The sequence below is a fragment of the Peribacillus suis genome (assembly GCF_059384845.1).
In genome coordinates this window covers 36,005-49,902 of sequence record NZ_CM182019.1, presented here as the reverse complement: position 1 = coordinate 49,902, position 13,898 = coordinate 36,005, and the positions used below count along the sequence as shown (strand labels likewise).

General features: G+C 41.3%; 16 protein-coding genes. 1 reads left to right on the top strand and 15 read right to left on the bottom strand.

The window, feature by feature from the left end:
• Positions 1 to 10: 10 nt before the first annotated feature.
• From yabG to metG, 6 genes are all read right to left on the bottom strand, one after another.
• Positions 11 to 889, bottom strand: a complete 879-nt coding sequence (gene yabG, locus AC503W_RS00255) for a sporulation peptidase YabG (protein ID WP_402875895.1) — start codon at positions 887 to 889, stop codon at positions 11 to 13.
• Positions 890 to 1,089: 200 nt separating this feature from the next.
• A complete protein-coding gene (rsmA, locus tag AC503W_RS00250; protein ID WP_402875893.1) occupies positions 1,090 to 1,968 on the bottom strand; it encodes a 16S rRNA (adenine(1518)-N(6)/adenine(1519)-N(6))-dimethyltransferase RsmA in 879 nt (292 codons plus the stop codon).
• Positions 1,961 to 2,524 (bottom strand): ribonuclease M5, encoded by a 564-nt coding sequence (gene rnmV / locus AC503W_RS00245; protein WP_402875892.1) that lies wholly within the window; start codon positions 2,522 to 2,524, stop codon positions 1,961 to 1,963. The genes rsmA and rnmV overlap by 8 nt, the downstream gene beginning before the upstream one ends.
• Before the next feature lie 237 nt (positions 2,525 to 2,761).
• Positions 2,762 to 3,847, bottom strand: a complete 1,086-nt coding sequence (locus AC503W_RS00240; RefSeq protein ID WP_402959599.1) for a ubiquitin-like domain-containing protein — start codon at positions 3,845 to 3,847, stop codon at positions 2,762 to 2,764.
• 347 nt (positions 3,848 to 4,194) lie between these two features.
• Entirely contained in the window at positions 4,195 to 4,962 is a 768-nt protein-coding gene (locus AC503W_RS00235; RefSeq protein ID WP_494915659.1) for a TatD family hydrolase, read from the bottom strand.
• Between the two features lie 197 nt (positions 4,963 to 5,159).
• Entirely contained in the window at positions 5,160 to 7,121 is a 1,962-nt protein-coding gene (gene metG / locus AC503W_RS00230) for a methionine--tRNA ligase (RefSeq protein ID WP_402875886.1), read from the bottom strand.
• 615 nt (positions 7,122 to 7,736) lie between these two features.
• Between metG and abrB the strand changes: the two genes are divergently transcribed.
• Positions 7,737 to 8,021: a transition state genes transcriptional regulator AbrB gene (abrB, locus tag AC503W_RS00225; RefSeq protein WP_402875885.1), complete on the top strand. Its 285-nt coding sequence runs from the start codon at positions 7,737 to 7,739 to the stop codon at positions 8,019 to 8,021.
• 45 nt (positions 8,022 to 8,066) lie between these two features.
• Here abrB and rsmI read toward each other — a convergent pair whose 3' ends face one another.
• The 9 genes from rsmI to tmk all read right to left on the bottom strand — a co-directional run bounded on the left by rsmI (position 8,067) and on the right by tmk (position 13,893).
• The gene (gene rsmI, locus AC503W_RS00220; RefSeq protein WP_402959594.1) at positions 8,067 to 8,948 is read right to left on the bottom strand and encodes a 16S rRNA (cytidine(1402)-2'-O)-methyltransferase; all 882 of its coding nucleotides are present in this window, start codon (positions 8,946 to 8,948) and stop codon (positions 8,067 to 8,069) included.
• A 3-nt stretch (positions 8,949 to 8,951) separates the two neighbouring features.
• A complete protein-coding gene (locus tag AC503W_RS00215; protein ID WP_402875881.1) occupies positions 8,952 to 9,212 on the bottom strand; it encodes a GIY-YIG nuclease family protein in 261 nt (86 codons plus the stop codon).
• Complete coding sequence (locus AC503W_RS00210; RefSeq protein ID WP_407407072.1) at positions 9,199 to 9,942, bottom strand: tRNA1(Val) (adenine(37)-N6)-methyltransferase; 744 nt, start codon at positions 9,940 to 9,942, stop codon at positions 9,199 to 9,201. The genes AC503W_RS00215 and AC503W_RS00210 overlap by 14 nt, the downstream gene beginning before the upstream one ends.
• 176 nt (positions 9,943 to 10,118) lie before the next feature.
• Positions 10,119 to 10,493: a DNA replication initiation control protein YabA gene (gene yabA / locus AC503W_RS00205; protein WP_402875877.1), complete on the bottom strand. Its 375-nt coding sequence runs from the start codon at positions 10,491 to 10,493 to the stop codon at positions 10,119 to 10,121.
• 14 nt (positions 10,494 to 10,507) lie between these two features.
• Positions 10,508 to 11,338 (bottom strand): competence/sporulation regulator complex protein RicT, encoded by an 831-nt coding sequence (gene ricT, locus AC503W_RS00200; protein WP_402875876.1) that lies wholly within the window; start codon positions 11,336 to 11,338, stop codon positions 10,508 to 10,510.
• Position 11,339: 1 nt separating this feature from the next.
• Positions 11,340 to 12,338, bottom strand: coding sequence for a DNA polymerase III subunit delta' (holB, locus tag AC503W_RS00195; protein WP_402875874.1), 999 nt, complete (start codon positions 12,336 to 12,338; stop codon positions 11,340 to 11,342).
• Positions 12,339 to 12,351: 13 nt separating this feature from the next.
• Complete coding sequence (locus tag AC503W_RS00190; RefSeq protein WP_402875872.1) at positions 12,352 to 12,792, bottom strand: YaaR family protein; 441 nt, start codon at positions 12,790 to 12,792, stop codon at positions 12,352 to 12,354.
• A 24-nt stretch (positions 12,793 to 12,816) separates the two neighbouring features.
• Positions 12,817 to 13,146 carry a cyclic di-AMP receptor DarA gene (gene darA, locus AC503W_RS00185; protein ID WP_402875870.1) on the bottom strand — a complete coding sequence of 110 codons (330 nt, stop codon included), beginning with the start codon at positions 13,144 to 13,146 and terminating at the stop codon, positions 12,817 to 12,819.
• Positions 13,147 to 13,257: 111 nt separating this feature from the next.
• Positions 13,258 to 13,893, bottom strand: a complete 636-nt coding sequence (gene tmk / locus AC503W_RS00180; RefSeq protein WP_402991803.1) for a dTMP kinase — start codon at positions 13,891 to 13,893, stop codon at positions 13,258 to 13,260.
• Positions 13,894 to 13,898: the final 5 nt, after the last annotated feature.

Below are 13,898 nucleotides of genomic sequence, written 5' to 3'. Positions count from 1 at the left end.
ATGCAGCTCATCATTCTTCCTGGAAAGGTTTAAAGGGGAGTCCTGTTCGAAGCATGCCTTTTGTTTCAATCCCGCCCAATCCTTTTTCGCCTGTTAACGTATTGCGAAGAACATCCCAAACATGAAGATTCTCCATATAGGCCGTGAAACTTACCTTACCGACAATATATACGGGATCAAGCGCATGAATATTCACGCGCGAAGGGGAACTTGCATAATTAGCCCCTGCTTGAATGATCGATTCAAAGTGGGATTGACAAGCACCAGCGAATATAACTAGTTGATCTAGATGTGATACCTTCTTTCTCGCCTCACGGACGGTTTGCACGAAATCCTTGGAGTGGCGATAGGCGTTGATATCGGACATCGGTCCATTTGATTTAGAATAGGCGTCATGACCCGTGACGACAAGGATATCTGGACGGTAATGGTCCAGTAGGCTGCCAATTCTCTGGGGCATTTCTTTTTCGTTACAATAGACGCCATTCACCGGTATGCCGAATTTCTGGTAAAGGTCCAGGCATTTTCGAAGATAGGAAGCATCCCCGTCTACATGTAGCACTCTGCCTGGTATTTGAAAGTATTCTCCGCTATAGCGGTACCCATTACTTGATTGATATCCGCTTTTTTGCTGCTGAAGCTCTAAATCTTGCGTTAATAGGCGGTAGGATTGTTCTTGGAGTGCTTCATTGGACTTTTGACGGACACTTCGCTCATTATCGTTTATGATCATCAAATCCTGAAAAGGTGCATCTGCGATTAGCCGAATATCTTCCCCGTAAAGAACGGCTTCACGTTTGCCGTAATTATCACGGATATCAATTACCCGAAATAGTACGTCGCATTTATAAGAGAGCCGACCGACAATATCATTTATCTGAACATTCATTGCTCCACCCCATGAGAAGACTTATTTTAAAGCCCACCCTAGATTGTTTTCTTTCTTAAGTTATGCTAACGCCCCACGAATGGTGAAAGTGAAAATTGGGGTATATCATATGCGGGAATCGGTTCACTACCCGCTCTAATCCAAAAAAAAAGCCGGATGAGGGAGAATAGAACCCCTTTCCGACGTTAGATTGGTAATGGTTATTTAAAATTCGGCAGTAATGCATCACTCAAGCGTCCAAATTCCTCAATGCTCAATGTTTCCCCTCGCCTAGTCGGGTCGACTTCTACGGCCTTAAGAGCAGCAAGAATCAATTCCTTTTTCGCTTTTCCTTCCGGCAACTGACTTGTTAAGTTATTTAATATCGTTTTTCGGCGCTGTGCAAAGCTCGCCCGGGTCACGACGAACAAAAAGTCCTCATCTTGTACTTCGACAATCGGTGTAACCCGTCTTGTGAGGCGAATAACAGCCGAATCGACATTCGGTTGCGGCATGAACACCGTTTTTGGAACGATCATAACCGTCTCTGCTTCCGTATAATATTGAATGGCAATCGATAAAGAACCATATTCCTTCGTGCCTGGCTTAGCTGCGATTCGATCGGCGACTTCCTTTTGCAACATACATACGATGCCTCTAATCGGTAAGTCCTCTGACAAAAGCTTCAAAATGATGGGAGTAGTAACATAGTAAGGAAGGTTGGCTACGACCATTATATCCTTGATATCCTTGAACTCTTCCTCGATGGCCTGCTTGACATCCGCTTTCAAGACATCCCCATGGATGATTTTCACATTGTCGTATGGAGACAGTGTATCGGCTAGTATCGGAAGTAAGCGCTGATCTATCTCAAAGGCTGTGACCTTTTTGCTGCTTTTCGCTAATTGTTCAGTCAGCGCCCCTATACCTGGCCCAATTTCAATCGCTCCACTTTCCTCTGTCAACTCCGCATGCTCGACAATCCGCTTCAGGATATTCGTATCGATTAGGAAATTTTGCCCTAGGCTCTTTTTAAACGAAAATCCGTACTTCTTTAGGATGTCTTTCGTTCTGACAGGGGTTGCTATATCTTTATTCATGATTTTCCTCCTGATTTATCTGTACAATCGCTTCGCTAAAAGCCTCAGTTGATATTTGAAACATTTTTAATCGCTTGTATAATTGCTTACCATTTGTAAAACCGATCTTTAAGATGGAACCAAGTCTTTCTCTTCGCTCTCTAGCTCCCGCACCACCGATTAAACCTGCATCTATTAAATCCTGCTGGGATATTTCCTCTTGGGCTTCCTCATCCATGAGTTGTGCGTCTTTCAAGGCATTACGAATCGCTTCAGGTGAAGCGTGCTCCACGCCTATTCCCCTGCCTGACTTAGGCAACGCCTCTTTCTTCGTTAAAAAGGCATGTTTACAGCCCTTTACTTGTTCTGAAATGATATTTCTGATTTTTTGTCCTGGAAAATCCGGATCCGTAAAAATGATAACACCACGTGTGACTTGTGCCAACCTTACCTGATCTATACAGGATTGATTCACGGCAGAACCGTTCGTTTCTATGGTATCCGCATTGACCGCCCTTTTTATCGCTACTGTATCATCTTTACCTTCAACAACAATGATTTCTTTAATCTTTTTCATGTTTTCCTCCATACAGAAAAGCGTAAGACTTACTATGTAAACAGACCTTGCCACGACTTTTCCATCGGGATGGCTTCTCACGCCATCACTCGATTCACTTTTAGTTTACACTGAAATTTTATGACTTATTGAATCGTCTCTTTTATTAAAGCAGGTTTATACTGTTGGTTTCAACAAATGGTAAAATAAAACGTCAAAAAAGCAGGAGACAATTTATCTCCTGCGAGAGAAAACTTATTAATCCAGTACTCGGATTTTCACTTTCTTTACACCCCAACGATAAGCGTCGTTTTTCGATGAAAAGAATACATCTATTCTGTTTCCCTTAATCGCTCCGCCCTTATCGGCAGCAGTAGCATAGCCATAACCCTCGACATAGACCTTCGAGCCCATGGGAATCACGCTTGGATCGACTGCTATGATTTTGGCATTAGGATTACTTTTCAGATCCACTCCTGTTGAAGTAACACCTGAACAGCCGTGGCAACTTGCTGTATAGGCCGTTGATGAGACGTAAATTTCTTTTCCGCTGGTAGAATTCACATTCGTTGCTCTCGGTGATTCTTGGGTTTCAAGCTTCTTAGTTCCGACCGCTACGACCTTATCCTGCTTTTTATTCACAACTTTTTCAGAAAGCAATTTCCTTTTGACTTCTTTTCCATTTTCTTTGATCACTTCGTATTCCTTGGAAGTGATACCCTTTTTTCCTTCTTTTTCGATCTTTTCTTTCCCTTTTAATAAAGAATCATCATTTTTAGTAATGACAGCATAATCGACAGGTTCTTCCACTACATCGGTGACTTTTTCAATTCGAATAACGTTTACCGTATTCTTTGCTTCAACTTTTTCCACTAATCCTGGTTCAACTCGATCTAAATCATTGAGTTTGACACCTTGTTGCTTTAAAAAGTCAGCGACCGTAGTCGAAGTTGACCAAACCTGCTTTTCTTTTCCACCTACCACCAAGTTCAGTGAAAAGGCTCTATCGATGCTAACTTCCATATCTGCTTTAAGCTTCGTGTCTTTTGAAGGAGTAACTTTATCCTTCTCATCTACTCCGAGCTCCTGCTCCTTGATAAATTCCTCTACGGTATCGGCGGTTGACCAGACTTCCTCTTGCTCACCATCTTGTACCATGACAATTTTTCGAGCCTGCTTGTACACTACCTCTAGATCATCAGCTACTTCACTGTCAACAGAAGGATGTACATAATCTGCGGCTTGAACCGTAATCTCTAAATCTTTTAACATATCATTTACAGTAGCCGCGTGTGTCCGCACTACCTCTTTTTTCCCGTCAAGCATGATTGTGACTGTATGCATTGTTCCTTTATGGATCAGTATTCCCAGCGCCGTAGTGACGAGAATTGCCGTGCATATCGCAACCGCTATTCGCTTCTTACCTACAAGTCTGGAAATAAGGTTTTTCATAGTTTTTGATAGAATGAAAAACTCCTCCTTCCTCCCGGTGATTATATAGACATACTTATCGAGCTGTCAACCCATCCACTTCTCATTCAGGAAATTATTACCTATTATGCATATTCCTCATAGAAAAGGAAAGGGTGACTTCTCGACATAAAACACCTATGTTGGGAGAGAGATTTGTAGAAACTTCAAAAAATGCTTTCTAAATAGCAAATCCCGGGAGAACGTGACCCAAAATGATGTCAATTAATGCCGAATAATTTCTTGGCATTACTCGTTGTCGCCTGGGATACTTCTTCCACGGAAAGTTGCTTGATGTCTGCAATTTGCTCGGCGACGAGTTTCACATAGGATGGTTCATTACGCTTTCCTCTAAAGGGATGGGGTGCTAGGTAAGGACAATCCGTCTCAATTAATAGACGATCCAATGGCACAGCTGCTGCTACTTCTTTTGGTTTCTTCGCATTCTTGAAGGTAACGGGGCCCCCCAATGAAATATAAAAGTTCATATCGATACATTCCAAAGCTGTTTCGGCACTACCACTAAAGCAATGCATGATGCCTCCCACTTCTGAAGCACCTTCTTCCTTTAATATGCTCACGATATCTGCGGTTGCTTCACGATTATGAATGATGATAGGCAACTTTACCTTTTTTGCTAGGCGTATTTGTTTTCTGAAAACTTCCTTTTGAATTTCCTTCGGCGATTTGTCCCAATGATAGTCAAGGCCCATTTCCCCTATAGCAACTACCTTAGGATGTGCGGAGAGTTCTTCAATCCACTGGAGATCTTCTTCCGTCATATCTATTGCATCAACAGGATGCCAACCGATTGCCGCAAACATAAACTCATATATTTCCACTAGTTCCATTGCTCTAGTGATGGTAGGGCGGTCAAAGCCGACGACAACCATGTTTTTTACGCCCGCTTCCTGCGCTCTTTCTATGACTTCTTCAAGATCTTCATTGAATTGCTCTGCATTTACATGTACATGTGTATCGAAAAGCATGTTTATTCTTCCTTTCTAGCACTATTTTATTTCGTAATGAGAGTTTTATGTTTCTCAATTAGGTAACAAAAAGATTACATAGTCCCTCCCTGAAGGCAGGGACTAAAGAATGGTCTCAGTAGATGCCTGCTGCACTGGGGCATATAAATAAAAAACATAAAAGTGTTTCATATGAAACACTTTTATGTTTTTTTGAGTTATTTCACTTTCGATCCATTAGGAATGGAAGCATCTATTGTAGCAACAGATAGGACGCCATCTTGGCTGCCAGCCAAAATCATTCCTTGAGAAAGCTCCCCACGTAATTTCACTGGTTTAAGATTGGTCACGCATATCACTTTTTTCCCTACTAATTCTTCTGGTTTGTAGTGCTGAGCAATCCCGGATACGACCTGCCGCTTCTCGTACCCAAGATCCAACTGTAGCTTAAGCAGTTTGTCGGCTTTTTTTACGGGCTCGACTTCCATTACCTGCGCTACACGCAACTCAACCTTTGTGAAATCATCGATTGTGATTTCATCAACTTCCGGAATTTCGACTTCTTCCTTTTCTTCCTCTTTGGACGTGCCACCCTGCATTTGTTCTTTAATATATTGAACTTCCTCTTCCATATCTAAACGCGGGAAGATAGGGTCCCCTTTTAACACTCTTGTATCGGAAGGAATTAATCCAAACTCGCTGAGACTATCCCATGTCTTCAGGTTCTCATCCTGAATGCCTAGCTGAGTAAAGACTTTTTCCGGTGCCTGCGTTAAAAATGGTTTCAATAGGACGGCTGTCCGGCGTAAAGATTCAGCCAAATGGACCATAACACTTGCAAGTTCCCCTTTTTTGGCTTCATCTTTAGCCAACATCCACGGTTGGGTTTCATCGATGAACTTATTGGTCCTGCTCACAAGCTGCCAAATGGACGTAAGGGCAACGGAGAATTCCATTTTTTCCATGGCTTCTTCATATTTATGTACCGTATCTTGATTCATTTCAAGCAAGTTTGTTTCAAATTCGCCATTCGACCCTTGATAGTTTGGAATCACACCGTCGAAATACTTATTGACCATGGCTACGGTTCTGTTCAATAAATTACCTAGATCATTCGCTAAGTCAAAGTTAACCCGTTCTACAAATCCCTCTGGAGTAAATACCCCGTCAGAACCGAATGGGACTTCACGAAGAAGGTAATACCGTAAGGAATCCAAACCGTATCGATCAATCAATGTAACCGGATCGACCACGTTCCCTTTTGACTTCGACATTTTGCCGTCTTTCATAAGCAACCAGCCGTGGGCAAATACCTTTTTCGGAAGCGGCATATCGAGAGCCATTAACATGATCGGCCAGTATATGGTATGGAAACGAACGATTTCCTTCCCTACTAGGTGAACGTCCGCCGGCCAGTAATTCCTGTATTTAGAATCATCATCCGTCCCATACCCTAAAGCTGTAATATAGTTAGTCAACGCATCAATCCAGACATAAATGACATGCTTCGGATCTCCCGGTACTTTAATTCCCCAGTCAAAAGTTGTACGAGAAACGGCCAAATCTTCTAATCCCGGTTTGATAAAGTTATTGATCATTTCATTTTTTCTTGATTCAGGCTGGATGAACTCTGGGTTTTCCTCATAGAACTTCAATAAACGGTCAGCATACTTACTCATCTTGAAGAAATATGACTCTTCCTTAACCTTCTCGACTGGTCGGCCACAATCTGGACATTTCCCATTACCTTCTTCGACTTGGCGTTCCGTAAAGAAAGATTCACATGGTGTACAATATAATCCTTCATATTGATCCAAGTATATGTCGCCCTGATCCAGCAGCTTCTTGAATATTTTTGCCACAACCTCTTTATGGCGGTCTTCTGTCGTCCTTATGAAGTCATCATAAGATATATCAAGCTTATTCCAAAGCTCTTTTATTCCAGACACGATATTGTCCACATACTGTTTAGGTGTAATGCCCTGTTCAGCTGCTTTGCGCTGGATTTTCTGACCATGTTCATCCGTTCCCGTTAAGTACATAACGTCAAAGCCACGCATCCTTTTGTAACGAGCCATAGCATCTCCTGCCACCGTCGTATACGCATGCCCTATATGTAAATTACCACTTGGATAATATATGGGTGTTGTAATATAAAATGTATTTGATTTTTCCTGCATTTTATTGCCTCCTCATCATTTGCAAAACTGGCTAAGGACTTGCCCCTGCCAATTAGAGCACAGTAAAACTATTATCTCTATTTTAACCCTATCTGTCATTCTATGCGACAAGAATCAACAATCATTTCATCCTGAAATTCGAATGAAAGGCAAAGAATTTCTAATCAGTGCTTAATGCTTGCAAGGTTGTCTTCACCCTATTTTCAGCATTACCTCTTACCTCAACAAAATATACCTTACTATTCATATTTTGCGCAACATCTCCCATTCTATTTGGACGTTTTACAGGAATATTATCCTATATTCCGTATTTTTGATTTGAAACTAAAATAACATTACTCTTATAATAGGGAAGAGATAGAGCTCCATTATCATAGTTTGTCGAATCTTGGTGAAGTAAATGGTTCCGCAGACAAGCTAGGACTAAGGCTTTTTTGCTTTATTACTTTTCGTATCCTTTATAAAAAGCGATAATGAGCTCTTACAGAAAAATGAAAATAAATCATTGACGAATATGGGAATGGCTGGTATTATAAATTTATAAAAAAAATTGTCGAATAATGACGAAAAAAATAGAAAAAGGTACTAAATTGTATTTTGAGAGGGGAATTTTCAATGAAATCTACAGGAATCGTTCGTAAAGTTGATGAGTTAGGCCGGGTAGTTATTCCAATCGAGCTTCGCCGTACATTAGGCATCGCTGAGAAAGATGCTTTAGAAATCTATGTGGATGATGAGCGCATTATCTTAAAAAAATATAAACCTAACATGACTTGTCAAGTAACTGGTGAAGTTTCTGATAACAATCTTACACTTGCTAATGGTAAGTTAATTCTTAGCCGTGAAGGTGCAGAAATGTTAATTAAAGAAATTCAACAAAACTTTGCAACTTCTAACTAATATAGATAAAAAACTTCCGAATATCGGAAGTTTTTTTTTGTCCATTTAGTTGGCATCTATATGAAATGCCTGGTATACGTCGCGTTTTTGCATATTTCGATCTTTTGCAACTTGCTTTATGGCATCCTTTGAAGGCATTTTCTTCGTTTCAATATAATAGTTGACATGCCCAACAATGTCGAAAGCTGACCACCATGCTTCTTCTGGGTCTTCTTCCTGTTCTTGAGCACCCTCTATTATCAAACAGAACTCACCGCGCACCTCATTTTCAGCCGCCCAATTCATTGCTTCACTTAATGTACCGCGAATAAACTCTTCAAACTTCTTGGTTAATTCACGACATAGGACTATTTGTCGGTCTCCTAGGATTTCATGCATATGTTTCAAGGTTTCCTTTAAGCGGTGAGGCGATTCATATACAATCCAAGTAGCTTCCATTTTTTTTAACTTTTCCAACTCTTGTTTCTTTTCTTTTGCTCCCCGCTTTAGGAAACCATAGAAATAAAAGGGTTGAGGGGAAAGCCCTGAGGCAATCAACGCCGTTAATGCCGCATTGGCTCCTGGCAAGGGGATAACCTTAAACTGTTCAGCAATTGCCTCCCTCACAAGTTCATAGCCTGGATCGGAAATCGTTGGTAAACCGGCATCACTGACGAGAGCGATCACTTGGCCTGAACGAAGTCGCTCAAGCATTTGCCGTCCGCTGTTTTCCTTATTATGCTCATGATAACTGACGATAGGTGTAGAAATCTCAAAGTAATTACATAGTTTTTTTGTATTTCGCGTATCCTCGGCAGCTATGACATCTGCTTCCTTTAAAATCCTAAGAGCGCGGAAACTCATATCTTCAAGATTGCCTATAGGAGTAGGGACTAGATATAAAGCCGGTTCCAACCCCTCTTTTTCAAAACTCTTTTGCTGCCACATAGATTATGTCTCCTCCTTTGCCATCCACTTTTCTTTTTGTTTTCTGGTTAGTTGCTTGAACTGGTATTCTGCCTTCATGGCCAAAGTCTGGTTTTCAAACGTTTCATGATAAATCAGTTCCACAGGGGTCCGTCCACGCGTATATTTAGCGCCTTTCCCCTGATTATGCATATTGATCCTTCGTTCTAAATTATTGGTGTATCCCGCGTAATAACTATCATCGCTGCATTTTAAGACGTAGAAATAGTGCCTATTCGTCTCCATATAAAATCCTTCTGATTTCAGGATTATATTCATTCTGTTCATTGTACACAACGAGTGGAGGTAGGATTTTCAAATCCGGGTTTCCGTCTTTGATTCCTTCAATGAGAATCGTATTGGCCTCTTTTGTACTTTTTGGATAAACGAATTGCAACCTCTTCGGTTCAATCCGATACTCCCTCATCAGTCGTAGGATATCCATCAAACGACCAGGTCTATGGACGAATGCCGCTTTTCCACCCTGACGAAGTAACTGACTTGAAACACGCATGACGTCTTCCAATGTGCACATGATTTCATGACGGGCAATCGCAAAGTGTTCATTTTTATTGATTTCCTCAATGGACGGAGTCGGGAAGTACGGTGGGTTACACGTTACCACATCATATTTACTGTATCCTATTTGCTTTGGGATTTCTTTTATATCAGCATGGACCATTTCAATCTGCGAGGAAACCCCGTTATACTCCATGGTTCTTTGAGCCATGTCATATAGGCGATCCTGGATTTCGATGCCCGTAATGGACCCTTTAGTCCTTGTGCTTAGCAACAAGGGTATGACGCCATTGCCTGAACAAAGATCCACTAGCCTTCCCTTTTGGATCGGTACGCTTACAAACCTGGATAATAAAACGGCATCTAATGAAAAAGAAAACACCGATGGACTCTGGATGATCCGTAAATCTTCCGCCAACAGGTAATCCAGCCGTTCATCCCCTTTTAGTTCTACCATTGCTATTAACCCTCCTATATATGTAGAAAAAGCAGGATTAAGCCCTTACTTTAACCCTCACTCGTAACAAAAAGGGCCTGACTCATAGTATGCGTCAGACCCCGAATCACTATATATTGTAAACGGTCTATCTATCACGTAAAAGAGATGGAACATTCTTTTATATTATTCCATTTTCACTTCTTGTTTAAAAAAGATAAACAGAACAGGCAATCTCCTTCTTTACGTAAACTGCCAAAATGCAGATTACAAATATGGAAGCCTTCTTGATAGATACGGGCTAGATTATCATAGCCTTCCCCTATATCCATAACCTTATTCGTACTCTCAGTACGGTTCTTCGTCTTTTGTTTCTCTTTTATAGAAACGGGTTCACTCTCGGCATCCGCAAGGCCCAATCGATGACGCAAGTGCTCATTTTCTAACTTGAGCGATTGATTTCCTTCGAGGATTTCCGCAAGATTCTCCTTCAATTCTCCAAGCTGTTTATATAATTGGCCTATCTGGGCTTCCATATTGGTAACCGACTCAAAAATATCTTTCTTATCCACGCTCTCCCACCACCTTAATAATCTGTGGCTTGAATAGAAACGGCTCCCTCTTTTAGAATCTCATCTAAAGTATACTCTAATACTCTTTCCTGCTCGATTAGTTCAATCTGAAGTACGCGTTCTAGAATATTAAGCCCCACTACCTTGCCTTTGCCACCAGGCGTATCAATCATCTCACCTAAATCAGGAAGCATTTCCTTCGCACTCTCATACTCGTCATTTTCATATTTCAGACAGCACATCAATCGACCACATAATCCTGAGATTTTTGTAGGATTTAGTGATAAATTCTGATCTTTCGCCATTTTAATGGAAACAGGTTCAAAGTCTCCCAGAAATGTCGAGCAACAAAGCATTCTGCCACATGGTCCAATGCCACCAAGCATTTTAGCCTCATCCCTGACTCCAATCTGTCGAAGTTCAATCCTGGTTCTGAATATGGCTGCTAAATCTTTGACTAAATCACGGAAATCCACGCGACCATCCGCAGTAAAGTAAAACACTACCTTATTTCTATCAAAGGTATAGGACACGTCAACGAGCTTCATATCCAGCTTATGCTCATCGACCTTTTGACAACATATATAATAAGCTTCTTCTGCAGCAGACTTGTTTTCCTCAACAATTAGCTTATCTTTCGCATCTGCAACCCGAAGTACTTTTTTCAATGGCAGGACAACATCATTTTCATCTACTTGTTTACGGGCTGTAACAACCTTACCGAATTCAACACCGCGGACAGTCTCCACTATAACAAAATCGTCCTTGGGAATGGCGAATTCGCCCGGATCAAAGTAGTATATTTTGCCCGCTTTTTTAAAACGGACACCTACAACATCATACAAATCATGATCCCTCCTGCAAATTCAGCACAAGCTGTTCCATCAACAGCTGTGGATTTGTGTTGGACATCAACTTCCTTTTCGCTTCCAAAATAAACTCCATATGTTCAGCGAGTCGTCTCGGAGAAAGATGAAGAGCGTGAGTTTCAAATTCCTTCAGTTTATTTTGAAATACAATCAGGTCCTTCTTGTCCAACTGAATATATAATAAATCCTTATAAATAAGAAGTAACAAATCAAGGCCTCTGTCTACCTGTTCTCTATCTTTAAAGTGCGAAAACCAATCCGTCTGAAGGAACAATAAGGCCTTCAGGGAATTCTGTTTTAACACTTCATACAATTTTACCACTATTTTTTGGCCTTGTACAAACCATTCATCATGACTCATGTCAATTCCGTCTACCACATTCTGTGTTAAATGAGCGACGACAGCGGCCATCTGTGGGTCCACGTCCTGTTCCATCAGCTTTCGTTTGACATTCTCCGGTGATAACGGTTTAAACGAGATCAATTGGCACCTCGACAAAATGGTCGGTAGAATGCGCTGAACTTGTTCGGTCATCAGTATGGCTACCGTATCTCCTACAGGTTCTTCTAAAAACTTCAAGAGACTGTTCGCTGCCCCGACTGACATCTTATCCGCATCGGTAATCATGTACACTTTCCGATTGGCTTCCACACTTTTCTTTGAGAATTCCTCTTGAAGACTCTTAATTTGTTCCTTTTTAATGGACAGTCCATCTTTTTCAATCAAATGGATATCCGGATGGTTTCCACTAGAAATTCGTTTGCAGTTCTTACACTGTCCGCATGGCTCAAAGCCTTCGACCGGGTTCTCGCATAGTAAGCTTTTTGCAAAAGTTTTGCTTACCTCTTTCTTACCTGTACCTGTATCCCCTTCAAATATATACGCATGAGCCACTCTGTTCTTCGTGATGCTATTTTGCAACATCGTCATAACCTGCGGCTGAATTTGTCTCATTTCCTGCCATGTTTTATCCAACATCATCACTCACTTACGTATATAAATTAATCAGCAGTCCTTTAATTTCGCCTATCATTTCTAATATCTCAAGCGAACTCTTCTCTTTATTTAAAATTTCCTCGCTTAACTCGATCAGTTTCGCATCAATCGTTTCCACGGTCTTCAATGGTCGACTCTGTCCGTATTGATTCCAGCTCGTGGACTGCTTCAGTTCAAGACCATACTCAACAGCTTCGCGCACAAACCGCTTCACTAATGCCTTATATTTGGCTAGTTCCCTAAAGGTCCGGGATCGGACTAGGCGCTGACCTGCCCCTTCAATGTCCCCGATTAAACGATTCAAAGTTTGAACCTGCATCTTCTGGTCCTGTGTTTGAACCAGTTGTTGAAACCTTCCATTACCTGATTGCATTTGTTTATTATCCTGCCGGGCTTTATCCAAATTAATAGGTATGTCATGGTTGATTTTCATAAAGAACCTCCATATATCTAGCCGTTAAAATTGCAGAAAATTTTCAACCGGCAGGACAAATATGGTTGCACCGCCTACTTGAATTTCCACCGGATATGGTACATACGATTCGGCATTGCCACCCATTGGTGAGACCGGGGAGACTAATTGAGAACGCGACTGACAACTCCGCTTGATTATCTCAATCGCCTGATCGACACGTGTATCCTCCGTGCCAATCATAAAGGTTGTATTCCCTGATTTTAAAAACCCACCCGTACTGGCGAGCTTGGTTGTCCTGAAATTATGATCCACTAATTCATTAAGCAGCCGATGGCTATCCTTATCTTGAACGACAGCAATGATCATTTTCATTCTCATCATCCTCCGCTTACTATGAATTTTCACTACCTTACTCCCATTATAACAATTTGTGCTTACATGGAATAGGGTGCAGTTGAATAATATGGAAATCCTAGCGTACCGTTATCTCTTCTTCAAAGCTATCATTAATTGATTCTTCGCTTCTTGGAAAACTTCCTCGATTGATTGATCGGCATCAATGATAACGTAACGATCCTTCCATCTGCTAATGGTTAGCTGATAACCCTCATATACCTTTTCATGAAACTCCAGAGCTTCCAAATCCAGTCGATTCACTTCACGGTCCCCGTTTGACTGTATCCGTCTTAAACCCTCTTCAGGTTTTATATCGAAAAAGAACGTCGCATCAGGCATCATGTCACCAATTGCAAATTTATTAATATTGTATACATCTTCTATATCTAAGCCCCTTGCATAGCCTTGATAGGCCAAAGAGCTATCAATGAATCGGTCACAGAGGACGATGGTCCCCTTTTCTAGTGCAGGGATGACTTTTTCCACCAAATGCTGCCGCCTTGCAGCAGCATATAGTAAAGCCTCCGTTCTTGAATCCATTGCTGTATTGTCTTTATTCAAGATAACTTCTCTTATTTGTTCGGATATCGGGATGCCACCTGGTTCCCGTGTTAGCAAAACTTGATAACCTTCTTGTTGGAGGGCGTTCCCGAGCATGTGAATGATTGTTGTTTTCCCTGCTCCCTCAGGCCCTTCCATTGTTATAAAAATCCCACGATTCATTGGTG

Excerpts from the sequence above, each read along its gene's own strand:
- yabG (WP_402875895.1), bottom strand. The coding sequence starts at position 889 with ATGAATGTTCAGATAAATGATATTGTCGGTCGGCTCTCTTATAAATGC.
- rsmA (WP_402875893.1), bottom strand. The coding sequence starts at position 1,968 with ATGAATAAAGATATAGCAACCCCTGTCAGAACGAAAGACATCCTAAAG.
- rnmV (WP_402875892.1), bottom strand. The coding sequence starts at position 2,524 with ATGAAAAAGATTAAAGAAATCATTGTTGTTGAAGGTAAAGATGATACA.
- AC503W_RS00240 (WP_402959599.1), bottom strand. The coding sequence starts at position 3,847 with ATGCATACAGTCACAATCATGCTTGACGGGAAAAAAGAGGTAGTGCGG.
- AC503W_RS00235 (WP_494915659.1), bottom strand. The coding sequence starts at position 4,962 with ATGCTTTTCGATACACATGTACATGTAAATGCAGAGCAATTCAATGAA.
- metG (WP_402875886.1), bottom strand. The coding sequence starts at position 7,121 with ATGCAGGAAAAATCAAATACATTTTATATTACAACACCCATATATTAT.
- abrB (WP_402875885.1), top strand. The coding sequence starts at position 7,737 with ATGAAATCTACAGGAATCGTTCGTAAAGTTGATGAGTTAGGCCGGGTA.
- rsmI (WP_402959594.1), bottom strand. The coding sequence starts at position 8,948 with ATGTGGCAGCAAAAGAGTTTTGAAAAAGAGGGGTTGGAACCGGCTTTA.
- AC503W_RS00215 (WP_402875881.1), bottom strand. The coding sequence starts at position 9,212 with ATGGAGACGAATAGGCACTATTTCTACGTCTTAAAATGCAGCGATGAT.
- AC503W_RS00210 (WP_407407072.1), bottom strand. The coding sequence starts at position 9,942 with ATGGTAGAACTAAAAGGGGATGAACGGCTGGATTACCTGTTGGCGGAA.
- AC503W_RS00190 (WP_402875872.1), bottom strand. The coding sequence starts at position 12,792 with ATGAAAATCAACCATGACATACCTATTAATTTGGATAAAGCCCGGCAG.
- darA (WP_402875870.1), bottom strand. The coding sequence starts at position 13,146 with ATGAAAATGATCATTGCTGTCGTTCAAGATAAGGATAGCCATCGGCTG.
- tmk (WP_402991803.1), bottom strand. The coding sequence starts at position 13,893 with ATGAATCGTGGGATTTTTATAACAATGGAAGGGCCTGAGGGAGCAGGG.